The organism is Candidatus Margulisiibacteriota bacterium (genome assembly GCA_031268855.1).
Classification (GTDB): domain Bacteria; phylum Margulisbacteria; class Termititenacia; order Termititenacales; family Termititenacaceae; genus Termititenax.
The window spans coordinates 16,480-39,052 of record JAIRWS010000040.1 but is presented as its reverse complement, the minus strand read 5'-3'; the positions used below and the strand labels follow the sequence as shown (position 1 = coordinate 39,052).

General features: G+C 49.0%; 30 protein-coding genes and 1 pseudogene. 24 read left to right on the top strand and 7 right to left on the bottom strand.

Annotated elements, in window-relative coordinates; translation table 11 throughout:
* Positions 1-122 precede the first annotated feature (122 nt).
* Together ribH and ugpC are read left to right on the top strand one after the other, a co-directional pair.
* Entirely contained in the window at positions 123-587 is a 465-nt protein-coding gene (ribH, locus tag LBJ25_02700; GenBank protein MDR1452868.1) for a 6,7-dimethyl-8-ribityllumazine synthase, read from the top strand.
* 10 nt (positions 588-597) lie between these two features.
* The gene (ugpC, locus tag LBJ25_02695) at positions 598-1,707 is read left to right on the top strand and encodes a sn-glycerol-3-phosphate ABC transporter ATP-binding protein UgpC (GenBank protein ID MDR1452867.1); all 1,110 of its coding nucleotides are present in this window, start codon (positions 598-600) and stop codon (positions 1,705-1,707) included.
* On the opposite strand, the gene LBJ25_02690 is transcribed toward ugpC, so the two are convergent.
* Positions 1,704-2,486 carry a hypothetical protein gene (locus LBJ25_02690; protein MDR1452866.1) on the bottom strand — a complete coding sequence of 261 codons (783 nt, stop codon included), beginning with the start codon at positions 2,484-2,486 and terminating at the stop codon, positions 1,704-1,706. The two genes, ugpC and LBJ25_02690, sit on opposite strands and share 4 nt — an antisense overlap.
* A 115-nt stretch (positions 2,487-2,601) precedes the next feature.
* On the opposite strand from LBJ25_02690, the gene LBJ25_02685 reads away from it, so the two are divergent.
* The 6 genes from LBJ25_02685 to LBJ25_02660 all read left to right on the top strand — a co-directional run bounded on the left by LBJ25_02685 (position 2,602) and on the right by LBJ25_02660 (position 6,448).
* The gene (locus tag LBJ25_02685) at positions 2,602-3,000 is read left to right on the top strand and encodes a helix-turn-helix transcriptional regulator (protein MDR1452865.1); all 399 of its coding nucleotides are present in this window, start codon (positions 2,602-2,604) and stop codon (positions 2,998-3,000) included.
* 55 nt (positions 3,001-3,055) lie between these two features.
* Positions 3,056-3,304: an AbrB/MazE/SpoVT family DNA-binding domain-containing protein gene (locus tag LBJ25_02680; protein MDR1452864.1), complete on the top strand. Its 249-nt coding sequence runs from the start codon at positions 3,056-3,058 to the stop codon at positions 3,302-3,304.
* Positions 3,298-3,621 carry a type II toxin-antitoxin system PemK/MazF family toxin gene (locus LBJ25_02675; GenBank protein MDR1452863.1) on the top strand — a complete coding sequence of 108 codons (324 nt, stop codon included), beginning with the start codon at positions 3,298-3,300 and terminating at the stop codon, positions 3,619-3,621. Before LBJ25_02680 ends, LBJ25_02675 begins: the two co-directional genes overlap by 7 nt.
* 2 nt (positions 3,622-3,623) lie before the next feature.
* Positions 3,624-5,666 (top strand): tetratricopeptide repeat protein, encoded by a 2,043-nt coding sequence (locus tag LBJ25_02670; GenBank protein MDR1452862.1) that lies wholly within the window; start codon positions 3,624-3,626, stop codon positions 5,664-5,666.
* Between the two features lie 67 nt (positions 5,667-5,733).
* The gene (locus LBJ25_02665) at positions 5,734-6,057 is read left to right on the top strand and encodes a nucleotidyltransferase domain-containing protein (GenBank protein ID MDR1452861.1); all 324 of its coding nucleotides are present in this window, start codon (positions 5,734-5,736) and stop codon (positions 6,055-6,057) included.
* Complete coding sequence (locus LBJ25_02660; protein MDR1452860.1) at positions 6,047-6,448, top strand: HEPN domain-containing protein; 402 nt, start codon at positions 6,047-6,049, stop codon at positions 6,446-6,448. Before LBJ25_02665 ends, LBJ25_02660 begins: the two co-directional genes overlap by 11 nt.
* Before the next feature lie 26 nt (positions 6,449-6,474).
* Here the strand turns inward: LBJ25_02660 and LBJ25_02655 are convergent, their stop codons facing one another.
* Positions 6,475-7,104 (bottom strand): HAD family phosphatase, encoded by a 630-nt coding sequence (locus LBJ25_02655; protein ID MDR1452859.1) that lies wholly within the window; start codon positions 7,102-7,104, stop codon positions 6,475-6,477.
* A 21-nt stretch (positions 7,105-7,125) separates the two neighbouring features.
* Here LBJ25_02655 and LBJ25_02650 point away from each other — a divergent pair, with 21 nt between their 5' ends.
* Positions 7,126-7,896, top strand: a complete 771-nt coding sequence (locus tag LBJ25_02650) for an MBL fold metallo-hydrolase (GenBank protein MDR1452858.1) — start codon at positions 7,126-7,128, stop codon at positions 7,894-7,896.
* Here LBJ25_02650 and LBJ25_02645 read toward each other — a convergent pair.
* The gene (locus tag LBJ25_02645; GenBank protein ID MDR1452857.1) at positions 7,889-8,143 is read right to left on the bottom strand and encodes a helix-turn-helix domain-containing protein; all 255 of its coding nucleotides are present in this window, start codon (positions 8,141-8,143) and stop codon (positions 7,889-7,891) included. The genes LBJ25_02650 and LBJ25_02645 overlap by 8 nt on opposite strands.
* A 345-nt stretch (positions 8,144-8,488) precedes the next feature.
* Between LBJ25_02645 and LBJ25_02640 the strand changes: the two are divergent.
* Positions 8,489-9,315, top strand: a pseudogene (locus LBJ25_02640) (hypothetical protein).
* The gene (purU, locus tag LBJ25_02635; protein ID MDR1452856.1) at positions 9,315-10,124 is read left to right on the top strand and encodes a formyltetrahydrofolate deformylase; all 810 of its coding nucleotides are present in this window, start codon (positions 9,315-9,317) and stop codon (positions 10,122-10,124) included. The pseudogene LBJ25_02640 and the gene purU overlap by 1 nt, the downstream one beginning before the upstream one ends.
* On the opposite strand, the gene LBJ25_02630 is transcribed toward purU, so the two are convergent.
* Positions 10,114-10,527 carry a PIN domain-containing protein gene (locus tag LBJ25_02630; GenBank protein MDR1452855.1) on the bottom strand — a complete coding sequence of 138 codons (414 nt, stop codon included), beginning with the start codon at positions 10,525-10,527 and terminating at the stop codon, positions 10,114-10,116. The genes purU and LBJ25_02630 overlap by 11 nt on opposite strands.
* Entirely contained in the window at positions 10,511-10,777 is a 267-nt protein-coding gene (locus tag LBJ25_02625; GenBank protein MDR1452854.1) for a hypothetical protein, read from the bottom strand. Before LBJ25_02625 ends, LBJ25_02630 begins: the two co-directional genes overlap by 17 nt.
* A gap of 93 nt (positions 10,778-10,870) precedes the next feature.
* Here LBJ25_02625 and LBJ25_02620 point away from each other — a divergent pair, with 93 nt between their 5' ends.
* Together LBJ25_02620 and LBJ25_02615 are read left to right on the top strand one after the other, a co-directional pair.
* Positions 10,871-11,368 (top strand): YajQ family cyclic di-GMP-binding protein, encoded by a 498-nt coding sequence (locus LBJ25_02620; protein ID MDR1452853.1) that lies wholly within the window; start codon positions 10,871-10,873, stop codon positions 11,366-11,368.
* A gap of 69 nt (positions 11,369-11,437) precedes the next feature.
* On the top strand, positions 11,438-11,695 hold the full coding sequence (locus LBJ25_02615; protein MDR1452852.1) for a hypothetical protein: 258 nt from the start codon (positions 11,438-11,440) through the stop codon (positions 11,693-11,695).
* On the opposite strand, the gene LBJ25_02610 is transcribed toward LBJ25_02615, so the two are convergent.
* Positions 11,682-12,110 carry a hypothetical protein gene (locus LBJ25_02610; GenBank protein ID MDR1452851.1) on the bottom strand — a complete coding sequence of 143 codons (429 nt, stop codon included), beginning with the start codon at positions 12,108-12,110 and terminating at the stop codon, positions 11,682-11,684. The genes LBJ25_02615 and LBJ25_02610 overlap by 14 nt on opposite strands.
* A gap of 326 nt (positions 12,111-12,436) precedes the next feature.
* Between LBJ25_02610 and LBJ25_02605 the strand changes: the two genes are divergently transcribed.
* The 9 genes from LBJ25_02605 (at position 12,437) to LBJ25_02565 (ending at position 19,558) form a co-directional block, all read left to right on the top strand.
* Entirely contained in the window at positions 12,437-12,874 is a 438-nt protein-coding gene (locus LBJ25_02605; protein ID MDR1452850.1) for a hypothetical protein, read from the top strand.
* A 124-nt stretch (positions 12,875-12,998) separates the two neighbouring features.
* A complete protein-coding gene (locus LBJ25_02600) occupies positions 12,999-13,340 on the top strand; it encodes a nucleotidyltransferase domain-containing protein (protein ID MDR1452849.1) in 342 nt (113 codons plus the stop codon).
* A complete protein-coding gene (locus LBJ25_02595; GenBank protein MDR1452848.1) occupies positions 13,324-13,713 on the top strand; it encodes a HEPN domain-containing protein in 390 nt (129 codons plus the stop codon). Before LBJ25_02600 ends, LBJ25_02595 begins: the two co-directional genes overlap by 17 nt.
* The gene (gene rimO / locus LBJ25_02590; protein ID MDR1452847.1) at positions 13,713-15,002 is read left to right on the top strand and encodes a 30S ribosomal protein S12 methylthiotransferase RimO; all 1,290 of its coding nucleotides are present in this window, start codon (positions 13,713-13,715) and stop codon (positions 15,000-15,002) included. Before LBJ25_02595 ends, rimO begins: the two co-directional genes overlap by 1 nt.
* Positions 14,999-15,505 (top strand): CDP-diacylglycerol--glycerol-3-phosphate 3-phosphatidyltransferase, encoded by a 507-nt coding sequence (pgsA, locus tag LBJ25_02585; protein MDR1452846.1) that lies wholly within the window; start codon positions 14,999-15,001, stop codon positions 15,503-15,505. The genes rimO and pgsA overlap by 4 nt, the downstream gene beginning before the upstream one ends.
* A 3-nt stretch (positions 15,506-15,508) precedes the next feature.
* Positions 15,509-16,036: a CinA family protein gene (locus LBJ25_02580; protein ID MDR1452845.1), complete on the top strand. Its 528-nt coding sequence runs from the start codon at positions 15,509-15,511 to the stop codon at positions 16,034-16,036.
* A gap of 41 nt (positions 16,037-16,077) precedes the next feature.
* Positions 16,078-17,199, top strand: a complete 1,122-nt coding sequence (gene recA, locus LBJ25_02575; protein MDR1452844.1) for a recombinase RecA — start codon at positions 16,078-16,080, stop codon at positions 17,197-17,199.
* 34 nt (positions 17,200-17,233) lie between these two features.
* Positions 17,234-18,772: a ribonuclease Y gene (gene rny / locus LBJ25_02570; GenBank protein ID MDR1452843.1), complete on the top strand. Its 1,539-nt coding sequence runs from the start codon at positions 17,234-17,236 to the stop codon at positions 18,770-18,772.
* Between the two features lie 3 nt (positions 18,773-18,775).
* Complete coding sequence (locus tag LBJ25_02565; protein MDR1452842.1) at positions 18,776-19,558, top strand: TIGR00282 family metallophosphoesterase; 783 nt, start codon at positions 18,776-18,778, stop codon at positions 19,556-19,558.
* 42 nt (positions 19,559-19,600) lie between these two features.
* On the opposite strand, the gene LBJ25_02560 is transcribed toward LBJ25_02565, so the two are convergent.
* The gene (locus tag LBJ25_02560; GenBank protein ID MDR1452841.1) at positions 19,601-20,605 is read right to left on the bottom strand and encodes a hypothetical protein; all 1,005 of its coding nucleotides are present in this window, start codon (positions 20,603-20,605) and stop codon (positions 19,601-19,603) included.
* A 125-nt stretch (positions 20,606-20,730) separates the two neighbouring features.
* On the opposite strand from LBJ25_02560, the gene LBJ25_02555 reads away from it, so the two are divergent.
* Both LBJ25_02555 and LBJ25_02550 read left to right on the top strand, forming a co-directional pair.
* Positions 20,731-21,048 carry a helix-turn-helix domain-containing protein gene (locus LBJ25_02555; protein MDR1452840.1) on the top strand — a complete coding sequence of 106 codons (318 nt, stop codon included), beginning with the start codon at positions 20,731-20,733 and terminating at the stop codon, positions 21,046-21,048.
* Between the two features lie 307 nt (positions 21,049-21,355).
* Entirely contained in the window at positions 21,356-22,324 is a 969-nt protein-coding gene (locus tag LBJ25_02550) for an HD domain-containing protein (protein ID MDR1452839.1), read from the top strand.
* Positions 22,325-22,573: the final 249 nt, after the last annotated feature.

The following is a 22,573-nucleotide window of genomic DNA, read 5'->3' as shown; positions in this document are numbered from 1 at the left end:
AGCGGATACGGCTCGCTTTTAGATTTTTGCAGAGGTTTCAGAAAATTCGATTTGTCAAAACCCGCGTAATTGCCTATAATCTAAATCCTGATTCTAAGTCCTTAAAGATTGGAGCGTATCCTATGCAAGAAATTACCGGCAAGTACGAAGCGGCGGAGCTGAAGATCGCTTTGGTGGTCAGCCGTTTCAACGAATTGATCTCTCAAAAATTGCTGGATGGCGCGCTGGACTGCTTGGGCCGTCACGGTTTTGCTGAGAAAAACGGCGTGGTGGCCTGGGTGCCCGGCGCTTTGGAATTGTCAGTCGTGGCCAAACAGCTGGCCGCTTCCGGCAAATACAACGCGGTGATCGCGCTGGGCGCGGTGATCCAGGGTGAGACGGCGCATTTTGATATCGTGGCCGCGGAGTCCGCCAAGGGACTCACCCTGGCCTCTTTGGAGACTGGCGTGCCGGTGGTGAACGGCGTGCTGACCACGGCGACGACCGAGCAGGCGCTGGCGCGTGCCGGCGTGAAATCCGGCAACAAAGGTTTTGAAGCGGCGCTGACGGCGATCGAGATGGCCGATTTGTTGAAGCAATTAAAATAAGGAATCGCTGATGGCAAGTGTGCAGCTTAAAGATTTGGTCAAGTCCTACGATGGCAAAAATCTTATCGTAAAAAACATCGACCTCACGATCAAAGACGGCGAGTTTTTAGTGCTGGTCGGGCCGTCTGGCTGCGGCAAAACGACCTCGCTGCGCATGATCGCCGGTCTTGAAGAAATTACAGCTGGCGAGGTTTTGATCGACGGCAAAGTGGTCAATGATGTGCCGCCCAAAGACCGCGATATCGCTATGGTCTTCCAAAACTATGCGCTCTATCCGCACATGAGTGTCCGGGAGAATATGTCTTTTGGCCTGAAACTGCGCAGGATCCCGCCGAATCTTATCAAGGAGAGGGTTGACGAAGCTTCGGAAATTTTGGGTTTGGGTGAATATCTCGACCGCAAGCCCAAACAGCTTTCCGGCGGCCAGAGGCAGCGCGTGGCTCTGGGACGCGCGATCGTCCGCCACCCCAAAGTGTTTTTGATGGACGAGCCGCTGTCCAACCTTGACGCTAAACTGCGCGTGCAGACCCGCGGCGAGATTAAAAAACTGCATAACCGCCTTAGCGCGACGATAGTGTATGTGACGCACGACCAGGTGGAAGCCATGACGCTCGGCGACCGCATTGCCGTGATGGACGGCGGCATTATTCAGCAATGCGCGCCAGCGATCACTGTTTACGATCAGCCGACCAATATTTTTGTTGGCGGATTTATCGGTTCGCCGTCGATGAATTTCATCAAAGGCCGTATTCTCAAATCCGGCCGCGTTTATGAGTTTGAGGCGGAAAATTTTAAACTGCAGCTGCCCAAGGATTTGACCGCTGAGTACGACCGGCTGCTGGACAAAGACCTGACGCTGGGTATTCGCCCGACAGACATTTATGACAAAACCGCGCTGCCGTGGTTGCATCTGGAAAAAGAACAGCCGGTGCCGGTCAAGGTGGATTTCAGCGAAAAACTCGGTATGGAAAATTATGTCTATGTGCATGCCGGAACCCAGCAAATCACCGCGCGTGTGGATTCGCACATCGAGTGCCGCGAAAATCAGGATCTAGACCTGTATCTCAATCTCAAAAAAATGCATATCTTCGACGCGGTGACACAGCGGGTTTTGATTTAAGCTGTTTTCATTATGTAAATGACAGTGTAATAAGACGGGACGGTGTTGACGCTGAACGCTTGGCCGTCGCCAGTACTATCTATCGAGCCAGCGATGCTGCCGGTAATACTGCCACTGATCGTATGATTATGCGTGCCGGCTGCCGCCGCGCTTGAAGTCGATGAAAAATCGTGCGTGTGTGTTCCGATGGTGGATATAGTGCCTGATACAGAATGTGTATGACTTCCACTTGTAGAAGTGTCTGTTGTTTCGTACTTAAGATTACTCATGCCGCCATAATTATCTGTATCAGATGGAGCAACTTTGAAAGATTTTTCATACGTATGCGTATGTGCGCCATCCGAGGCCGCTTTGCCGTCAGAGAGGTCATGCTTATGTGAGCCACTTTCCGACGTGCCGCCGCTGAGTGTATGTGTGTGCACCCCGTCTGAACCTATTATGAGACCACTCGTGGACAGTCCGCTTAAAGATAAGCTTGTCGTTCCATGAGTGTGTGAAGGGAGATGCGTGCTGGTCAGGGTTATGTTCTGGCTGTCCGCGCCGCGCGCGGTGGTAAAATCTGAGCTCTCCGCACCGCGCAGAAATTTATCGGTCAGATCCGGTATGTTTGGATTAGCGACGTGATTTGTTTTGTTGCAGACTTTCCAAATATCTTTAAATCCCGGGTAGGTTGCGTTGTTCCACGCTTCAGAACTGAAAGTCAGTATCGTGCCTTTCGGAAAAAAAGTCAGATTGAGAATGTCGCTTGCCAGCATTGGTTGGCCTGTGGCTATGGTCATAATAAATTCCTCCCATTTTGTTTATTGATAGTTATGCATAAATCTATTATATGCATATCTAGCCTAAAGTCAAGGGGTGCTAAAAATTAGACTTTACAAACTCAGGGAGACAAGAATGATAGACGATATTACCAATGAGCGTTTAAAGCGGTTGTTAAGCCGTAAATTGGCTTTGTTGCGCAAAAAGAGCGGTCAAACTATTGAGGCTACAGCGGACAGTTTAGATATGGATCCCAGCGAGTATTATCGAATGTTGTGCGGTAAAAATCTGCCGCATTTACTCACATTGCTGCGCTTCAGCCGGAAATACGGTGTGACGCTGGACTGGTGGTTTGACGGGGTTGAAATGGTGCCGCCAATGGCGCAACGCCAGATGTTGCGCCTGCAAAGCAAGAATCTGGAAGGACAAATTGTCTTGCTGCTGCGTCGCCTGGATGTGCGTTTTCAGGAAGTGCTGCTGGACACGGCCAAATCTCTGGTGAGAAAAACGGAAAAAATCAAGGCGCGGCTATAACTAATTTGACAGCTTTATGTAATTACATTATAATTACATAAAAAGGAGCCAAATTATGCTTATTCCGGTGGTGCAAATTGGCAATTCCCGTGGCATCCGTCTGCCAAAAAATATTTTACGTGAGTTAAGTATCGAGGACGAAGTGGAAATGGAAATCCACGCTGACGAGCTGGTGATCAAAGGCGTGGAAAAAAAACCGCGGCAGGGCTGGGAGAAGGCTTTTGCCCAAGCGGCTGAAACCAAAACCGCCGCCTTGTTACTGCCCGACTATATTGATGACCGGTCTTTTGAATGGGTTTGGTGATGGAACAATACACAATTTGTCTGGTCAATCTTGATCCTACTGTCGGGCATGAAATAAAAAAAACGCGTCCTTGTGTGATTGTTTCTCCGGACGAAATGAACCGTAATATCGCCACGGTGATTATTGCGCCGCTAACGACCAAAGCCCGCGCGTTTCCGACGCGGGTGCCGCTAACTTTTCGCGGTAAGAACGGCTGGATTGTTTTAGAGCAAATCCGCACTGTGGACAAGCGCCGAATTGTGCGCAAACTCGGACGCTTAAATTCTAACAAAATATTAGAAGTGAAAAATATCCTCAACGAAATGCTGGTCGAATAGCCATGTCCGAAATTGACCGCAGTATAGACCTGACCACCTCGCTCCAAACCGACCGGCAAATGCAGGGCGATGTGCAGTCCGCGCAGTCTTTTTTCAAAATGGCGCAGGAAGCGTTTAACGAAAAACGTTACCGCTTGTCCATCGTCTATCTGCGCAAGATCATTCAGATCGACAACACTTACGCTTCGGCTTTCAAAATGCTGGCGCGGATTTTTCAGATCCGGCGCAATTACAAAAAAGCGGCGGAGATTTTGCGGCAGGGCGTGGAGATCAATTACCGCGACGCCGATCTGCATTATCAGCTGGGTTACACTTATTATTTACAGGGCGATAAAGCGGCGTTTGCCCGCGAGTGCACTAAGGCGCTGGTTGTCAATCCTAATTACGCCAAGGCGTATTACGCGCTGGCGCTGCTCAATTTTGAAAGCCGCAAATATACCAGGGCTGCCGAAGAGCTGGAGAAATGCCTGAAGCTCACCGATAACGATATTGAAGCGCATTACCTGATGGCGCGCGTGCATCTGCGCCGGCGGGATTTTGCCGCGGCGGAAACCGCGCTGGAGAAAACCCTCTCGCTCAATCTGCGCTACGAGCCCGGGCATTATTATCTGGCCGCGCTGCGTTACCGCCAAAATGATCTGGCTGGCGCGCTGGAGCATTATTTCAAATGCGGCGAGCGCACGCCGCGCGTCAAACAGCGTATTGCGGAATGTTTCGCGGGCATTTTGCGCCAAAACGAGGAAAAACTGCGGCAGGATCCCCAAAATATCGATGCGCTGATGGAGATCGCTACTTTGTATTTTCGCAAAGCGGATTATCCGGCGGCCAAAGCCGCGCTGGAAAAAATCATTTCCAGCGCGCCCAATTTTGTGCAGGCGCAGATTAATTACGGCCTGATGCTGGTTTATGAAAACAAATATCCTGAGGCGATCCGGTGTTACCGCGAGGTCTTGAAAAAATCGCCGGCCAACCGCGAGGCGCGCGTCAATCTGGACAAGGCTTTTGAGCTGGCCGAGAAATATTATTTGAAGCATTTTGAATACGAAACTTCCAAACGTGATCTGCTGGATCTGTATATGCTACGGCCAGAGTACGACAAAGCGGCGCTGCTCATGCTGGAGATGCGGACGGACATTTACGCGCGGGATATTTTAAACCAGCTTTCCACAGGCATTGCCTCGTACAAAATTTACGAGGCCGCCGTTTTGTTTTTGCTTGGCGAGGATAGCCAGGCCGAATATATGTTCAAGCATTTGCTGGAGGAAAACAAAGACAATCACAGCATTTATTATTTTTTGGGTCTGCTGAGCAAGAAACAAAACCGCTTGACCGACGCCTACCGTTATTTTGAAAAATCGAAAACGCTCAAAAGCGATTACTGGTTTGTCGACCGCGAGCTGCTGGCTATTCGTAATGAGGCGATCGAGCGCATTGAGCAGAAATTAGAATCTGAGGAAGTGGCCGAGGAAATTTGTTATGAGTATTTGGATTTGCTGCTCTTGACCCGGGCTTACAAAAAAGCGATCCGGCAGATCGCCGCGTGGGAAGACACCGATCTCGATCCGAAAAAATTACTGGAGCGCAAGCGTCGCGCTTTGGATTTTTACGAGCGCGTGCTGGAGCTGGAGCTGGAGAGTGACGCGCCGGCCGAGCAGGTCTATCTCGATCTCGGCGAGATTTATGTTTTTAAAAAGCGCTACAACGAGGCGTTCCTTTTGTTTCAATCGGCGCTGGGGCAGTTTTCCAAATCGGAAAAGATCCGCAAATACTACAATTATCTTATTGCGAAAAATATCGAGGTCTACGAGAGCATGAAAAGTTCCGGCGCGACCTCGGTGTATTACAATCTGGCGGTGATGTACGCGCTGTCCGGCCGCAAGGCGGAAATGTTCAATATGCTGGAGCTGGCGGTCAGCCGCGACAAAAAACTGGCGATCCAGGCGCGCTACGAGGAAGCTTTTGCCAAATACCATGAGCTGGACAGATTCCGCCTGATCACGCTTATTGAGGGCGAGGATAAAAATATTTACCGGCTGCAGGACTAGAAAAACGTTAGAACAAAACCAGATCGTTATAATATTTAATAACGACGCAGTATGTTAAAATATTTCTATGTTAGATGCTGTAAAAAAAGAGATTGATCTGATTACAAACTCGGTAATAGCCAGCACACCGGCGGAGGCGATATATCTTTTTGGGTCTTATGCCGGCGGTCAGCCGAGAGATGACAGCGATTTGGATATTTATGTGGTTGTTCCCGATGCGGAAACAGACACCGTTGAACTTGGCGCAAAAATCCGCGCCACGCTTTATAAGAAAAAAACGATCCCGTTGGATTTGTTGATCGGCAGAAAAAGTGTTTTTGAGCGGCGTAAAGCCGAACTATCTTTGGAAAATATTATTGCCACAGAGGGAATTAAAATTTATGGCAGCTGAAAACAGCTCTGAATGGTGGTCTTTTGCCGATGCCGATTTAGACACGGCTCAATTGTTGCGCAAGATGCGTCCCAGGCATTATGAAATTATTTGTTATCATTGCGAACAAGCCGCAGAAAAATATTTGAAAGGTTATTTAATAGCTAGAAATGTTCGCCCGCCTAAAACCCATGAGTTAGATGAGCTTTGCGCTTTGTGCTCAGAAAAAGATAAATCTTTCGACGAATTGGCTGGTATTTGCGGTTTTTTGACGCAATTTGGCGTACAGCCGCGTTATCCCTATGAAATGGATATTACGGAGAAAAATGTTGAGCATGCGGTCAAATATGCCGAACGAGTCAAAAATTTTACTCCAATAGTTGCAGTACGGGAGGAGAACTTGAATAAATAATTAAAGTTTACTGGCATTATGGTTTCTCAAAAATCCAGCAGTTTCAGAACCTCAAAAAAATCCTGCACAAAATATTTGCAGGCGTCCTTAAATTTTTCATTTTGCAAAATGAACGAATGTTCCGCGTGCTCGAACATCGGCAGATCGAAACGCGAGTCACCCGCCGCGGCGATTTCATTTTTTTGTAAATTTAATTTTTTGGCCAAACCTTTGGCAAAAATTCCTTTGGCTTCGCCCTTGACGCGCAGGTCTATCGTCCCGTCCAGGACATTGTCTTTTAGCCCCAGCGGATTGGCGTAACAATGATCTATCCCGTAAGTCCGCGTGAGATGCTCCGCAAATTGCCCGACCGTCGAGGAAATAATCGCGGTGGTGATATTGCGTTTGTGCAATTCCTGTATTAACTCGGGGAAACCTGCCGTGAGTTGTATTTTGTTTTGCGCGCGCCGCAGATGGTAAAGGCCGCGGCCTGCCCAGCACCGCGCGTCACGGCGGGAAAATTCGTCAAAATTTATTTCCTGCGCCAGAAACTGCTGGAGATAAAGCCGGCCGTTGGTCTCCCATGTGCCGCATTCTTGATGCAGCTGTTCCCAGATTGTCGTGCCGGCGGTGATCGTGTGGTCGACGTCAAAGATAAAAAGTTTAATCTCCGGCATGATTGCGTTATAGTATACACTATGCGGGTTACTTTTTTAGGCACAGGCACATCCAATGGTGTTCCGATGGTGGCTTGTGATTGCGCGGTTTGCCGGTCAAATGATCCGCGCAACAAACGCCTGCGCTCGTCGGTCTGGCTGGAAAGAGACAACGCCGCTTTGCTCATCGACGCCTCGAGCGATTTTCGCCAGCAGGCGCTCACACATAATATTCTCGATGTGGACAATGTGCTGATCACACACACGCACGCCGACCATGTTTTCGGCCTTGATGAATTTCGCCGTTTCAATATCAAATATCGGAAGCGCGTTAAGGTTTATCTTTCCGCTGACGCGGACAAAGAGCTGCGCACGACGCTGCGTTACATGTATGAAACTCCGCGCCAGACGGGCGGCGGCATCACAGCTCTGGACAATCAGATTTTGCAAAATTATCAGGAAATAAATATCGGCGGATTTGCCGTGACCGCTCTGCCGATCAAGCACGGACTTCTGGAGATTTTTGGCTGGCGTATCGATAACTTTGCTTATCTGACGGACTGTTCAGAAATTCCCGAAAGAACTTTTGCGTGTCTGAAAAATCTGGACGTTTTAGTTCTCGACGCTCTGCGCGACACGCCGCATCCAACGCATTTCTCGCTGGCGCAGGCTGTCGCCGCGGCGCAGCGCATTGACGCGCGACAAACTTATTTTACGCATATCGCTCACAATCTGGAGCATGAGGCGGCGAATAAAACTCTGCCGCCGAATATGTGGCTGGCGCATGACGGCCTGGTAATAATTGTTAATTAAACGCTTTAAAAAAATCAGCCGGCAGTATTTTCAGCCCATCGATGATTTTTAACAAAGTGTCCAGCATGGGTATCCGTTCGCCTTTTTCAATGCGCATGAGCACTGTGGCGTCGACGCAGGCTTCGTAAGCCAGCCGGTGCATACTTAGTTTTTTCTGTAGGCGCAATTTGGTAATATGGCGTCCGATGTCTTTGGTGTCATATTTCAAGCCAAGGTCTTCTTTCAAACTATAAATGCCGCTTGACATGGCAGAATTCTAGATTATAATATGTCCTATGCCGATGTCATATGACTATGTCAAATGACATCAATATATTTAGGGGGATTTTTATGGCCAGCGATTACACAGACAGTTTTGCAGAGGAACCATATTTTATTGAAAAAGGCAGCCAGCTTTCAGCGGCGGCAGTCCGCAGACAGCTGTTCCCATAGTACCAAAATATTTTGCGGTCATCTATGTGATGAAAGTGGCTTAAAGATATTTCGGTGTTATAATAATTTCATGAACAATGTTGTGCCGTATGACGGTGTCGAGAAAAACGAGGTTATCGAAATTTTCGATAACCCTAAACTTAAATTTTCTCCTGCTTTACCCACCGCTTTTACCGAAAAAGGCCTGTACATGCTGGCCACTATATTAAAAAGTCCGAAGGCGGCGGAAACGACTATCGCTATTGTAGAGGCTGTATGCTAAAAATCCTCGTCAATGGCGCGCAAGGCAAAATGGGGCAGACGGTGGTCGCCACGGTGCAGGCCGACGCGGAATTAGAACTGGTCGGCCAGACCGATGCCGGTGCTGATTTAGCCGGCGCGATAAAAAAATCCGGCGCGCAAATCGTGGTGGACTTTACGCAGCCGAGCGCGCGGATGGAAAATGTCCGCGCGATTATCAATAACGGCGCACAGGCGGTGATCGGCACGACCGGTTTCACCGAGGACGATCTGAAGGCTATCGACGCGGAAAGTCAAAAACTTAAACGCGGCGTGCTCATCGCGCCCAATTTCGCTATTGGCGCGGTGCTAATGATGCAGTTTGCGGCGCAGGCCGCGCGGTATATGCCAGCGGTGGAAATCGTCGAGTATCATCATGACCACAAAGCCGACGCGCCTTCCGGCACAGCGCTCAAAACTGCTCAGTTAATAAATGAAGCGGTTGGCCAAACCAATCCGCCAGCGGTGGAAAGCAAGGAGTTTCTGCCTGAACGTTCGCAGGGGGCAAGCCTCGGCAATGTGCGTATTCATGCCGTGCGTCTGCCCGGTTTTGTCGCCACACAGGAAGTCTTGCTGGGCGCGCAGGGTCAGCGTTTGGTCTTGCGCCATGAGACTATCAACAGAGAATGTTTTATGCCCGGCGTGCTTCTAGCCTGCAAAAAAATCAGCGGTCGGATCGGCCTGCTCTATGGTTTGGAGAAACTACTGTGAACGCCATACTGAGGCTGACCTGCCGTGACCGCCGCGGCATTGTCGCCGCCGTAACAAATTTTATCGCGCAAAATAACGGCAATATAGTCAATCTCGACCAATACACCGATCCGGCGGCCAGGCGGTTTTTCATGCGGCTGGAGTGGGACCTTGCTGGTTTCAAACTGCCGCGCGAAAAAATCCCCGGCGCTTTAAAAAAATTCGGCGATATCGCGGTTTCTTTTTCCGATCAAAAAAAACGCGCGGTGATTTTTGTTTCCAAATACGACCATTGTTTATATGATCTGCTGCTGCGCAACAAAAGCGGCGAATTGAATTGCGACATCGCGGCGATCGTCAGCAATCATGAGGATTTGCGCTATGTCGCCGAGACTTTTGGCCAGGAGTTTTACTGCCTGCCGCAGGACGAAAAAAAACAGCTCACTCTGCTCAAAGCCAAAAAAGCGGATCTAATAATTCTGGCGCGTTACATGCAGATCTTAAGTCCGGCGTTCATCAAGGCTTATCCGTATAAGATAATTAACGTTCATCATTCGTTCCTGCCGGCTTTCAAAGGCGCGAAGCCGTATCATCAGGCCTACCAGCGCGGCGTGAAGATCATCGGCGCGACAGCGCATTTTGCCACCGCGGATCTGGATCAAGGGCCGATCATTCAGCAAAACGTCGCGCAGATCTCCCACCGCGACACGGTCGCGGATCTGATCACCAAAGGCCGCGATCTGGAAAGACAGGTTTTGTCCGCAGCCGCGCGCTGTTTTCTGCATGACCGGCTGTTCGTCTGCGGCAAGAGGACAATTATTCTATAGTTTTTTGTAAAAATTCCGCTGGTTCGTACAACGGAATTTTGCTGTTCTGATAATCCTGTTTATTGCGGCTGACAATGCCGTCCATTTGAGCGCCCAGCGCAGTTGCATATTGCACCGCATCTTCAAAATCTTTCCATTGCAAATTAAGAGCGTTCAAAATTTCCGGCTCGGCCACTGCTAAAATTGTAAAAATGGTTGTAAGCTGGTGTAAAATTTTTTGTACGTTTTTATTGCCAACCGCCTTACGCACGAGGTAATAAATATCGGTAAATGTTGTTGCGGAAATAAAACCATTTATTTTGCCAGTTTCCGCCAGTTCAAAAATCTTTAGAGCCTCAATATAAAACGGAGAACGTTTTAGCAGTACATCCAGAATAATGTTTGTATCAAGCAGTATGTTCATATTTAGCTAGGCGCTCAGCTTTTAATTCCTCTAAAGACATGTTGATGCCTGCCGCTACGCCAAGTAATTGCTGAGATATGGAAACCTGATTATTTTCTGGTTTGACTAATTTGTTTTTATGGTATGCGTCATCCATAACAATCCTCAATACGGGCACTCCATTTTTGGCGATAGTCACATTATCCGCCTCTGTATTTCCCAGATACTTTTGTAAATTCTGAGAAAAATTAGTAAAACTCACTTCGCGCACTAGAACACCTCGCCTATAATTATAACATAACATGTTTATGACTGGCTGTTCGTCTGCGGCAGCCGGACAATAATTTTGTGATATAATTTACTTATGGCGGATAGTTCTTTTGATGTGGTTTCCGAGCCGGATCTGCAGCTCATCAATAACGCGCTGAATACGGCGCGCAAAGAAATTGCCGCGCGTTATGATTTTCGCGGGAGCGCCGCTTCTATCGAATTAAACAATCTCGAGTTGCTGTTTAAAGCCGAGGATGATTACAAAGTCGGCGCGATGCTCGATATTTTCAAACAAAAGGCGATCAAGCAGGGCGTGGATCTGGCGTTTTTTGATTTTGGCCAAAAGACCGAGGACGCGCTGGGCGGGACGGTCAAGCAGAATGTAAAAATCAAAAAAGGCATTGACCGCGAAAAAGCCAAAGAGCTAAATCAGTATATTAAAGATTTAAAATTAAAAGTTAATTCCCAAATACAGGGCGAGGCCGTGCGCGTTTCCGGCAAAAACAAGGACGATCTGCAAAAAGTCATTCAGGCTTTGCGTGGCGCAAGCGGCAGCCTGGGGCTTGCTCTGACGTTTACAAATTACCGTTAATACCGCGCTGTAAAGAATTAGCGGTGAATACACGGAACAGTAATAATTTAGCCTGGCCGGGGGAGCTGCGTGTTTTGTAAAATGATAGCTAATGATGCCCAGTTGCAGGAAAAATATCAGCGCCTGTCATCAGAATGGCACTCGTGGATTGACGGCGGTCAGGCGCAGGTAGCAATGATCTCTAACTACAGCCAGGAATTGAACATTATGGTGAATACGGTTAGATCTGCTTTTAGACTCTACAGGAATAGCGCGGCGGAATTGGCTAAACTGGAGCGGGAGATGGACAGGCTAAGAGATTTTATAAATAATGCTATTTCTCCCTAACGCTGTTTTGCTTGCGGTCGGCGGGACCCTCCTCGAAGTTCCGAATAAAATCCTGTATTTTTTCTTCCCATGCGGTTAGAGCGCGAATTTTCTGCTCCGCGCTGTGCATGTTAAGAAATATCGTATTTTTGAGCGGCTGTGCTAGAGCATACTCATACCAATCCGCCTGGTAAGCGATTTGATAATCGTTCTCGTTCTGCTCATCCTCAGGCAAATCCCAGCCAAAATCTTTTTTTATTTGCGCGATGGCCAGCGAATATTTTTCCGCGCAGTTTTTTTGAAATTTCTCAACTCTCTGTTCTATTGTTGATGTTGAAAGTTCCGGCGAATACTGAATATTCCGAACAGATGGCCTTGCCTGCCCCCAAGAGAAATTGCTTATTCCTGATGGGTATGTATGTAACCTCATAGACATATGGTTTATTTTAGCAGATAAAATCAAAATGTGTAATCAGGCTAAAAAATGCAACACTGGCGGCCAACTGATGATAAATAATTGCTATTGACATGCTTCTGCAATAAATGCTAGATTTTAGAAAAGAAGCGCTGTCAAAATAAATAAAAGGATATTAAACGCGTGTGTAATTGTTGTTTATACCCCCCCCCCCCCCCCCACTGCCAGCTGAGCGAATAGAATTTTTCTTGATATTTGCAGCCAGAGGTGATGCCTATGGATAAAACTTCTTTCCGGTAAATTTGTGCCTGTATTCAAAAAATAAAAAAATAAAAGGAGTAAAAGTTATGAGTAGTTTATCATTAGACATTTTGAGCGCCAGGCCGCAGTATCAGCCAATTCTAAGACAGGCGGATGCTATCGAGGGACAAAAGAGCAATAATGGGCTTATCGACACCGACGAGGAAAAATTAGCCGCGGCCAAAAATGTTTCTGAAATAGCCGAAGCAAAATTTTCCGGAGTTTCCGCGGAAGAGGCGGACGCTTATTTGCGTTTTGTCGTTGGAGTTGTTGCTCCGCCGCATCCTGCAGCGGCATGGGCGCCGATCACCGTTGGGCGCAGGACTCTTGTTCTCCAGAGTAACGGCGCAAACACTCCAGCCGAATCAAGGAGTGTTTCTCGTTTGGGTGAGAGTTTAAAGCGCGCTGCGCATAATCCCGGTGTCAATTGTCCGACATGCCCAGGGAGTAGGTTATTAGTAGGTTATTATATGGCGACGAGATAAAATTATCACAGATTAGATCTGCTTTTTAGCAGAGTTTTTTAAAACGCGCGGTTTTTTGCCGCGCGTTTGCTTTTAAAGCGGTTATTGAACAGCGAGCCGTTACATTTAGTGTATAATATAAATTATGAAAACCCAGACTATTATCAATGATCTAGTGCGCCAGCTCAAAGCCTCTGATCCCTACAAGATCGTCTTATTTGGCTCCTATGCCAGAGGCAATCCCGGGCCGGACAGCGATGTGGATTTAATGGTCGTGCTTGATGATAATAATGTCGCGCGGACTTATGGAGAAAGAGCGCAAAGATTTTTGGCAGTGCATAAATTGGTGCGAAAAATAAATTATGAAAAAGCTTTAGACCTTTTAGTTTATTCCAGAGGAGAATTGGCTGTGCTAAAAAATAACGGCAGTTTTTTTCTTAAAGAAATTGAAAACACGGGAAAGGTGTTGTATGAAAAAGTTTGTTGAAGCCTGGATTCTATACGCGGAAAAAGACATAGCAGCTGCCATAGAAACAAACAAAGGCCAGTCCCTGACAAATATTGTAGCGTTTCATTGTCAGCAGGCAATAGAAAAATACTTTAAGGCCTATTTACTGGAGAAAGATAAACCGATAATCAAAACTCATGATTTGATTTTGTTGTATGGCATGATTAAAGAGATAAAAGATTTGAAAATTAATGAAGATTTACTAGCTCTCATAAATAAAACCTATATTGAAGAACGCTACCCCGGCGAACTTGGAATATTGCCTGATGGTATACCGTCCGTTCAACAGGCTGGTGATTTTTTGGAGTTTGCCAGAGAGCTAGAAAGAAGCATAAAAAAAGAATTACTGTAATGCCCTCCGTCTTCCCCATCAGTCTTGGCTGTCCGAAAAATCTCACCGATACCGAGGAGATGCTGGGCGCATTGCGGGCGCGCGGGTACCGTATCGTGACCGGCGAGCCGCCAGCGGATATTGCCCTCATCAATACCTGCGCGTTCATTGATTCCGCCGTGCGGGAAGCCCAGGCGGAGATAGAGAAATTGATCGCGCTCAAAAAACAGGGCTACTTTGGCAAAATCATTGCGGCTGGCTGTCTGGTGCAGCGCGAAAAAGCCAAACTGCTCAAAAAATATCCAGAGATCGACGCTATAGTCAGCGTCGGTTCGGCGCAAAATATCGTTGAGGCTGTCGAGAAAGACGGCCAGTTTTTGGCGTCCCTGCCGAAAATTTTGACCAGACAGGAGTTCCGCTTCCCCGCGACTTTGCCGCACAGCGCCTATCTCAAGATCGCTGACGGCTGCGACAATGCCTGCGCTTTTTGCACGATACCGCGCCTGCGAGGGGGCTACCGCTCGAAGCAAAAAAATGATATTATCAAAGAAGCTGAATGTTTAGTTGCCAGAGGAGTGCGCGAAATTTCTCTGGTGGCGCAGGATACTACCTCTTATGGTATAGATCTTTGCGGCGAATATCGTCTGGCGGATTTGTTGCGGTCTCTGGAGAAAATCGCGGGGCTGGAATGGATACGGGTCATGTACGCGTATCCCGAACGGGTTACGCCGGAAATATTACAGGTAATGGCGGAAAGCAGCAAGGTCTGCCATTATCTCGATATGCCTCTGCAGCATATCGCGGACAAAATTTTGACGCGCATGGGGCGGGATAGTTCGGAGAAATTGATCAAACAAAAGATCAAGCTGCTCCGGGAGTTTATTCCTGACATTGCCATTCGCACTAATTTTATTGTCGGGTATCCGGGGGAAGACGAGGCCGATTTTGCCAGATTAAAAAATTTTGTTGAGGAGTATGAGTTTAGTAAAGTAGGCGTTCTGGCCTATAGCCGGGAAAAAGGCACGAAAGCGGCGGCTCTGACAGGACAGCTGCCGCGGACGGTGAAAGAAAACCGCGTGGCCGAATTAACGGATGCGCAAAGCAGAGTAACAGATAGGAAGAATAAAAAGATGCTGGGTAAGCAAGTGAAAATTTTAATGGATATGCCTTTTTTTGGCCGCACACAGTGCGAAGCGCCGGATATTGACGGCGGTGTGAATCTCACGTCCCGCTGTGTTCCAGGTCAGTTTGCTGACGCTAAGATCGTTGGCGCGGAAGGCTATATTCTGAAAGCGAAACTGCTGACTTGAATTACGCGCTGGCGTTAACTCTGCTGCGTGTCCTGTTTGTTCCTGTCGTAATATTGCTGATGTATGCGCGCGTGCCGGCCTGGATCCCGGCGTTGGTTTTTGCGCTGGCCGCGGCGACCGATTGGCTGGACGGATTTATCGCGCGGAAATACAGTCAGGGCACGGAGCTGGGCAAATTTCTCGATCCGCTGGCTGACAAAATTTTGGTTTTGTCTGTGCTGGTCACGCTGGCCGTGCAGCTGCGCGTGGAAGTTTTTTCGGTGCTGGCGCTGATCGTCCGTGAATTTGCCGTTATGGGTCTGCGCTGCGCTGTGCTGGAAAAAGGCGGCGCGGTGATCGCGGCGAGCAGATTGGCCAAATGGAAAACCGCGGCGCAGTTAGTCGCTTTGTTTTTACTGCTGGCGGATTGGCCGCTGGCGCAGGAAATTTATTATGCGGCGTTTATTTTGGCGGTTGTTTCGGGGATAAAATATTTTCGGGACAACCGGAGTTATTTGAGATAGGTTATGGTCGAGCAGTTTCAGCAGTTTATGGACCGCGCCGGCCTGGAGTTTGACGCCAATCTTGAGCGGCGCGTCTGCGAAACTCTGCGGCAGCGGAAAATTTTGCTGGCGGTGGCGGAGTCCTGCACGGGCGGACTGGTCAGCCGGATGCTGACCTCGCAGGCGGGTAGCTCGGAATATTTTGTCGGGGGCGCGGTATGCTACACGCCGCGCGCCAAAGTGATCCAGACCGGCATTGACCCCAAGATCATTGCTAAACATGGTCTGGTGTCCGAGCAGACGGCGCTGGGTTTGGCGCGGGGGATAACCAAACGGCTCTTTGCGCAGGTGGGTCTGGGTATCACGGGGGCAGCCGGTCCCCGGGCGCATGCTGGCCGTCCGGTCGGCACGATTTTTATCGGGCTGGTCGACAAAGAGCGGGAGATAGTTAAGGAATTTGCTTTTGACGGCGGGCGCGAGGAGATCCAAAAAAAAGCCGCGCAGGCCGCTCTGGGTATGCTTTGGTTATATCTAAAAGATAAAGAAAATTAAATTTTGTTCTGCTAAGGATAAATAAAATTTTAGGAGGATTTATGCGAGAGAAAAAAGAAGAAAAACCGGAAGTGAAACAGGAAGTGGGCAGTGATAAATTAAAAGCCCTCAAAATTGCGCTGGGGCAGATCGAAAAAAATCACGGCAAAGGCGCGATCATGAAAATGGGCGAGGCGACCAAAATGCTGCTCGATGCGATACCGACTGGTTCGATATCGCTGGACTATGCGCTGGGTATCGGCGGCGTGCCCAAAGGCCGTATCATGGAGGTTTTTGGGCCGGAGAGTTCCGGCAAGACGACGGTCTGTCTGCATATCGTTGCCGAGGCGCAAAAACGCGGCGGCGTGGCGGCTTACATCGACGCGGAAAACGCGATGGATCCGGTGTACGCCAAAAATTTGGGTGTGGATGTGGACAATCTCCTGATCTCCCAGCCGGACTATGGCGAACAGGCGCTGGATATTTGCGAGACGCTGGTGCGCAGCGGCGCGGTGGATATTATTGTGGTGGACTCGGTGGCCGCGCTGGTGCCGAAAAGCGAGATCGAGGGCGAAATGGGCGATCAATTCATGGGTCTGCAGGCGCGGCTCATGTCGCAGGCTCTGCGCAAATTAACGGCTATCGTCAATAAATCCAGCTGCGTGGTGGTTTTCGTCAATCAGCTGCGTGAAAAAATCGGCGTGATGTTTGGCAGTCCAGAGACGACGCCGGGCGGCCGCGCGCTGAAATTTTATTCTTCGGTGCGGCTAGATGTGCGGCGTTCAGAGATACTCAAGGACGGCGAGAATTTCCTGGGCAACCGCGTGAAAGTTAAAGTCGTCAAGAACAAAGTCGCGCCGCCTTTCAAGACCGCGGAGTTCGACATTTTGTTCGGCAGCGGCATTTCGCGCGAGGGCGATGTTCTCGATCTGGGCGTGAAACTGGGCGTGCTGGAAAAATCCGGCTCGTGGATTATTTACGGCGAGTCGCGCTGGCAGGGGCGTGACAATGCGCGCAAGTTTTTGCGTGAAAATCCAGCCGTGTTCCAGGAGCTGGAGGATAAAGTCCGCGTGGCGATCAAGCCGGACACATTTGACGACACGCCGAAGGACGATACGCCGAAGGACGACGACTCAGCAGACGAAAAAGCGGCGGAAAAAGAATTGGCCAAAGCGGAAAAGTAAAAACAGGTCAATAGAAAATTAGGAGGTAGAGGGCATGATAGCGTATGGATTATTATTAGGTTTGGGTGGATTGGTTTTAGGCGGCGTAATAGTTTTGCTGTATACCAAATATCTTTCGGATTCGGAATTGAAAAATGCCGATCTCGAGGTCAAAAAAGTACTGACCGAGGCGAAACTGCAGGCGGAAAATATTGTCAAAAGCGCGGAGATCAAAAACAAAGACGAGCTGCTCAAATTGCGCAATAATTTTGAGCACGAGATCAGGGAACGCCGGCATGAGTTGAATCAGATCGAACAGCGTTTGACGCAGAAAGAAGTCCGCATCGACGAAAAAGAATTAACGCTGCTGAACAAGGACAAAGAAATTACCGAGTCCAGGACTAACCTGGAAACCAAACAGCAAAAGCTGGATGCTCTCTACCGTGAAAGCGCGGATCGTCTGGAAAAAATCGCTTCCCTGTCCAAAGAAGAAGCCAAAAAACAATTAATGGACAGCCTCGAGCAGGAATTAAAAAGCCAGTCCGCGAAAATGATTAATGATTACGAAGAGGAGACCAAACGCACGAGCGAGAAAAAAGCGCGGGACATTGTCGCGCTGGCGATCAAGCGCTGCGCGATCGACAATATTGTGGAGAATACCACTTCGATAGTCGAGCTGCCCAGCGACGACATGAAAGGCCGCATCATCGGCCGCGAGGGACGCAATATCCGCACGTTTGAGCAGTTGACCGGCATTGACGTTGTGGTCGATGACACGCCGGAAGTTGTCGTGTTGTCCGGCTTTGACCCGATCCGCCGCGAAATTGCGAGGCTGACTCTGGAAAGACTGGTCTCCGACGGCCGTATTCATCCGGCGCGCATCGAGGAAACCGTCGAGAAAATGCGCAAAGATTTGGGCAAAAAAGTACAGGAGATCGGCGAAAAAACCGCGCTGGAGCTCGACGTGCAAAATCTTTCACCCAAGGCCTACGATTTGATCGGCCGCCTGGCTTACCGCACCAGTTACGGCCAAAATTGTTTGCAGCATTCGATCGAGGTCGCGCGGATCTCCGGCCTGATCGCGCAGGAGCTGGGCGTCAATCACCGGCTGGCTTTGCGTGCCGGCCTGCTGCACGACATCGGCAAAGCCATCGATTTTGAGAATGAAGGCACGCACGCCAAACTCGGCGGCGCGGTTTTGAAAAAACTCGGCGAATCCGACGAAGTGATCCACGCGGTGCTGGCGCATCACGAGGAAATACAGCCCAATACCGTTGAGGCGATCATTGTCATGGTGTCTGACGCTATCTCCGCGGCCCGGCCGGGCGCGCGCCGCGAGGCGGTCGAGTCCTACATTAAGCGCATGGAAAAACTGGAGCAGATCGCCAACGCTTTCAATGGCGTGGAAAAAAGTTTTGCTATTCAGGCCGGCCGCGAGATTCGTGTCATGGTCAAGCCCGATGTGGTCGATGACGCCGCCGCGCTCAAGACCGCGCGCGACATTGCCCGCAAGATCGAAGCCGAGCTGGAATATCCGGGACAGATCAAAGTTTCGGTCATCCGCGAGACCCGGGTGCAGGATATTGCGAAATAAGCAATGCTTAAAGTTCTTTTTATCGGCGATATCATCGGCTCAGCGGGGCGCAAAGCCGCGGCCAAAGTCCTGCCGGAGCTGCGCGCGCAATACGCACCCAATCTGATCATCGCCAACGCTGAAAACGCCGCCGGCGGTTTTGGCCTGACCCTGCCAGTGTATCAAGAGCTGACGGACAAACTGGGCATTCAAGCGTTGACCGGCGGCAATCATATCTGGGACAAGAAAGAAATTTTTAAGGACATTGCGCAGATGCCGCTGCTGGCGCGTCCGCTCAATTATCCGCGCTGCGAGTACGGCGCGGGTTATGTCCTGCTGGACATCGAGGGTATGCAGGTACTGGTGACCAATGTTCTGGGGCGCACATTTATTGAGACGCCGCTGGATTGTCCATTCCAAACGCTGGATAATTTACTGCGCCGGATAAAAACCGACGCGGTGATCGTGGACATGCATGCCGAGGCGACGTCGGAAAAAAAAGCGCTGGGATTTTATCTCGACGGCCGCGTCTCCGCTGTACTTGGCACGCACACGCATGTGCAGACCGCGGATGAACAGATACTGGAAAACGGCGCTGGTTATATTACGGACGCCGGCATGGTCGGCGCGCGAAAATCCAATCTCGGCATGAGCGTCGAGGCCGCGCAAAAAAGATTTCTCTCCGGTCTTAAAACCAAATTTGAAGTGGTCGAAATCGGCGCGGCGGTTTTTAACGCGGTGTATCTGGAGATTGACACACGCGGTAAATGCACAAAAATAGAGCGCGTGGTTAGGCAGGCGGATTAAAGAAGATGAGGTGCAGTCAGCGACCGACACTTCATCAGTATATCAAGCTATTTTCATAATATAAATTACAGTGTAATAACTTGGCAACGTACTTACGGTAATGGTTGAACTATCCGCGCCTTCACTGCTGATCGTGCCGGAAGGGGTAAGGGAAAAATTAATTCCTTCTCCGGTAGTTTCTCCATTATTATTGGGCAGTGAAGTACTACTATCCCCGCTATTGGTAAAAATTGTTCTGTCTAAGCCGTCGCCATAGTGATATAGATTAAGAGAACCACTTGCCGTTGCGCCAGTAAAGGTATGGCTATGCTTTTTTAAGGGTACATCCACCTCCACGCTGTTCGCGCCGCCGGTCGTACTGTCGCCGGACTCGAAACCGCGCAAGAATCTATGTTTCAGATTCGGCGCGTTGCTGCTGCTGCCGTCGCAGACTTTCCATTTGCTTTTGAATGTAGCGTCGGCGTTGTTGTAATAAGCCATAGTTTCCATAGCTATTATCGTCCCTATAGGCAAAAGTAAATCCATTAACGTAGTGGTCGCCCAGGCTGTCACCGCCCCGATCGTTGGATACTTGACCACATCGTTTTTGTTGGCAGCAGTAATTGACGTAGCTTTATTGCTCGTGTTTTCGTTTCCAGACAAAGCGGTAGCCACCGCTTTTTCCGTGGGTATCCTGTCGTCGCTGGCGTTCGCCGCGGTGTCTATAGTCGTGGTTCTGGTTAGCGTGCCAGGTGTTCCCGCCGTCCCGGAATAAGCCACGATATTTTTGGCTATGCCGGCGGCGAGCTTATCCTGCTTGCCGTTCCTCAGCGCGTCGAGATTTTTCCCGGCCAGCTTGGCTGTTGGATAATAGCTATCACTGGAATTAGCGGTCAAAGTATCCGCCGTGGCGTCCGCTGAAGAGACCTGCTTGTTGGCGATTTTTTCTTTGGTGTGCAAAGCCGCTCTCACGCCTGTGGACGAAAGAGGTTTGCCCGTATCGATATTATAACTCCCCGCTTTGAAATCCGTGTCTGTCGTGTCCGTGTAATTGCTTGCGTTTACCATAAAAAATACCCCCTTTTCTTGCGGTAACAATAATCAGCTTTTAGATGACTCTATCTAAAAGACATATTTAGTATACTATCAGTTAGACATTTGTCAAGCATGGCCTCAGACATTAGCATTTGCTAATGACTTTACGTGAAATATTTATCCGCAATTTACGCAATGCCCGCAAGGGATCCGGCTTGACCCAGACCAAGCTGGCTGACATCTGCAACACAGCCACCAACTACATCAGCGAGATAGAGCTGGGCAAAAGATTTCCCTCGGTGGAAATGATCGAAAAAATGGCGCAGGCTTTACAGCTCACTCCAGACTTGCTTTTTCGCAATACCAAAAAGCCGCTGAAAAAAAACATCAACAAGGGCGCTCTATATAAAATTTTAAAAGACGATATCCAGCGTCAGCTGGATCGCACTGCGGAAAAAATACTAAAACGGCTTTAGCTGCGCGCTATTTTCAAATGAGCAAAAAACTGGCGGCTCTGTGTCAGGACAGCGGTTAGACCTTGGCTCTCAAGAAGTAGTGCTGTCCCTGGCCAGAGCGCTGATTAAAAAAGCGGCTCAAGAAAAACATTGAACAGGGGTGTTTGGTTTATAGCTGCCACAAATTCTCGACATAGCTTGTCCACTAATGTGCCCGGAGCTTTGAATATTTCGGCGGCGGAAAAAGGATACATTATTAGCCGCCGCCGGCTAAAAAGAAGATTCAGGCTATAAAAATAACGCCGCTTGAGCTAAAATCAAAATAATTATGACCAAGCCTCTGCTCAAAGATCTAAAATTGAACGAAACAACGGATACTTTTTTGGCCGTGGCGCGGCGGCAGGAAAAAACCACCAAAAACGGTGAGCCGTATCTCAATGTCCATTTGGTCGATGCCAGCGGCGAGACGGAAGCCAATATTTGGAAAGAGCACACGGAGTTATTTCCGCGGATACAGGAAAACTCCGTGATCAAAGTCCGCGGCGCGCTGGGTGAATACAAAGGCAAGCGGCAGTTCAATATTGGCCAGGTCAGGCTGGCCGCGGCAGACGAATATGACCCTGGCGATTTTATCCGCCAGACCAAAAAAGACATTCCGCAGACCCTGCAAAAAGTAAAGGATATTCTGCTAGGGCTTGGCGACGCGGATTTGCGCAAACTGGCCGAATTATTTTTGTCTGACGCCAAACTTCTGGCTGATTTTGCCAAAGCCCCCGCCGCGCGAAATGTCCACTCGGCCTGTCTCGGCGGTCTGCTCGAGCACACCGCGGCGCTGCTGGATTTGGCTTTGTTTGTCGCGGCGCAGTATCCGTTGAATAAAGACCTGCTTCTGCTCGGCGTGTTTCTTCACGACATCGGCAAAACCCGCGAGCTTGATTACGCCGGAATGTCTTTTGGCTACACGGATACCGGCCGGCTGGTCGGGCATATCAGTCTGGGGCTGGAGATTTTGCAGGAAAAGATCCGCCAGCTGCCCGGGTTTCCGCTGGAGAAAAAAATGCTGCTGGAACATTTGATACTTTCGCATCACGGCCAGCAGGAATTTGGTTCGCCCAAAACGCCCATGACCAGAGAAGCCATTGCTTTGCATCACATCGATAATATTGACGCTAAACTGGTTGGCTTTGCTGAATTTGTCGAAAAAAATCCGGCGGACGGCAATTGGACAGCCAGAGCTTTTATGTTTGACAACAACCCATTGTATATTGGTGATCAAAAAGATAATACTATAAAGTAAGTCGTTTGATTTTCGGAAACACATTTTTGCTCGAACTTAACAAGCGAAGCGAAGTTGAGTGAGAGACAATAATCCGCTGTATATTGGTGACCGAAAAGATAATACTATAAAGTAAGTCATTTGATTTTCTGATGAAGTAATAATACAGTCCAGCCGTTACTAAAGGATTGCCAAGATATTGACTGATATTTTTAATAGTACTTTAAAAAAAATTAAAGCTTGTTATAATTTTAATAACTTTTTAATAAG

Bases quoted from the DNA above. Each gene is read 5' to 3' on its own strand.
- ribH (MDR1452868.1), top strand. From the start codon at position 123: ATGCAAGAAATTACCGGCAAGTACGAAGCGGCGGAGCTGAAGATCGCT.
- ugpC (MDR1452867.1), top strand. From the start codon at position 598: ATGGCAAGTGTGCAGCTTAAAGATTTGGTCAAGTCCTACGATGGCAAA.
- LBJ25_02690 (MDR1452866.1), bottom strand. From the start codon at position 2,486: ATGACCATAGCCACAGGCCAACCAATGCTGGCAAGCGACATTCTCAAT.
- LBJ25_02685 (MDR1452865.1), top strand. From the start codon at position 2,602: ATGATAGACGATATTACCAATGAGCGTTTAAAGCGGTTGTTAAGCCGT.
- LBJ25_02680 (MDR1452864.1), top strand. From the start codon at position 3,056: ATGCTTATTCCGGTGGTGCAAATTGGCAATTCCCGTGGCATCCGTCTG.
- LBJ25_02670 (MDR1452862.1), top strand. From the start codon at position 3,624: ATGTCCGAAATTGACCGCAGTATAGACCTGACCACCTCGCTCCAAACC.
- LBJ25_02665 (MDR1452861.1), top strand. From the start codon at position 5,734: ATGTTAGATGCTGTAAAAAAAGAGATTGATCTGATTACAAACTCGGTA.
- LBJ25_02660 (MDR1452860.1), top strand. From the start codon at position 6,047: ATGGCAGCTGAAAACAGCTCTGAATGGTGGTCTTTTGCCGATGCCGAT.
- LBJ25_02655 (MDR1452859.1), bottom strand. From the start codon at position 7,104: ATGCCGGAGATTAAACTTTTTATCTTTGACGTCGACCACACGATCACC.
- LBJ25_02650 (MDR1452858.1), top strand. From the start codon at position 7,126: ATGCGGGTTACTTTTTTAGGCACAGGCACATCCAATGGTGTTCCGATG.
- LBJ25_02645 (MDR1452857.1), bottom strand. From the start codon at position 8,143: ATGTCAAGCGGCATTTATAGTTTGAAAGAAGACCTTGGCTTGAAATAT.
- LBJ25_02630 (MDR1452855.1), bottom strand. From the start codon at position 10,527: ATGAACATACTGCTTGATACAAACATTATTCTGGATGTACTGCTAAAA.
- LBJ25_02620 (MDR1452853.1), top strand. From the start codon at position 10,871: ATGGCGGATAGTTCTTTTGATGTGGTTTCCGAGCCGGATCTGCAGCTC.
- LBJ25_02610 (MDR1452851.1), bottom strand. From the start codon at position 12,110: ATGTCTATGAGGTTACATACATACCCATCAGGAATAAGCAATTTCTCT.
- LBJ25_02605 (MDR1452850.1), top strand. From the start codon at position 12,437: ATGAGTAGTTTATCATTAGACATTTTGAGCGCCAGGCCGCAGTATCAG.
- LBJ25_02600 (MDR1452849.1), top strand. From the start codon at position 12,999: ATGAAAACCCAGACTATTATCAATGATCTAGTGCGCCAGCTCAAAGCC.
- LBJ25_02595 (MDR1452848.1), top strand. From the start codon at position 13,324: ATGAAAAAGTTTGTTGAAGCCTGGATTCTATACGCGGAAAAAGACATA.
- rimO (MDR1452847.1), top strand. From the start codon at position 13,713: ATGCCCTCCGTCTTCCCCATCAGTCTTGGCTGTCCGAAAAATCTCACC.
- LBJ25_02580 (MDR1452845.1), top strand. From the start codon at position 15,509: ATGGTCGAGCAGTTTCAGCAGTTTATGGACCGCGCCGGCCTGGAGTTT.
- recA (MDR1452844.1), top strand. From the start codon at position 16,078: ATGCGAGAGAAAAAAGAAGAAAAACCGGAAGTGAAACAGGAAGTGGGC.
- rny (MDR1452843.1), top strand. From the start codon at position 17,234: ATGATAGCGTATGGATTATTATTAGGTTTGGGTGGATTGGTTTTAGGC.
- LBJ25_02565 (MDR1452842.1), top strand. From the start codon at position 18,776: ATGCTTAAAGTTCTTTTTATCGGCGATATCATCGGCTCAGCGGGGCGC.
- LBJ25_02560 (MDR1452841.1), bottom strand. From the start codon at position 20,605: ATGGTAAACGCAAGCAATTACACGGACACGACAGACACGGATTTCAAA.
- LBJ25_02555 (MDR1452840.1), top strand. From the start codon at position 20,731: ATGACTTTACGTGAAATATTTATCCGCAATTTACGCAATGCCCGCAAG.
- LBJ25_02550 (MDR1452839.1), top strand. From the start codon at position 21,356: ATGACCAAGCCTCTGCTCAAAGATCTAAAATTGAACGAAACAACGGAT.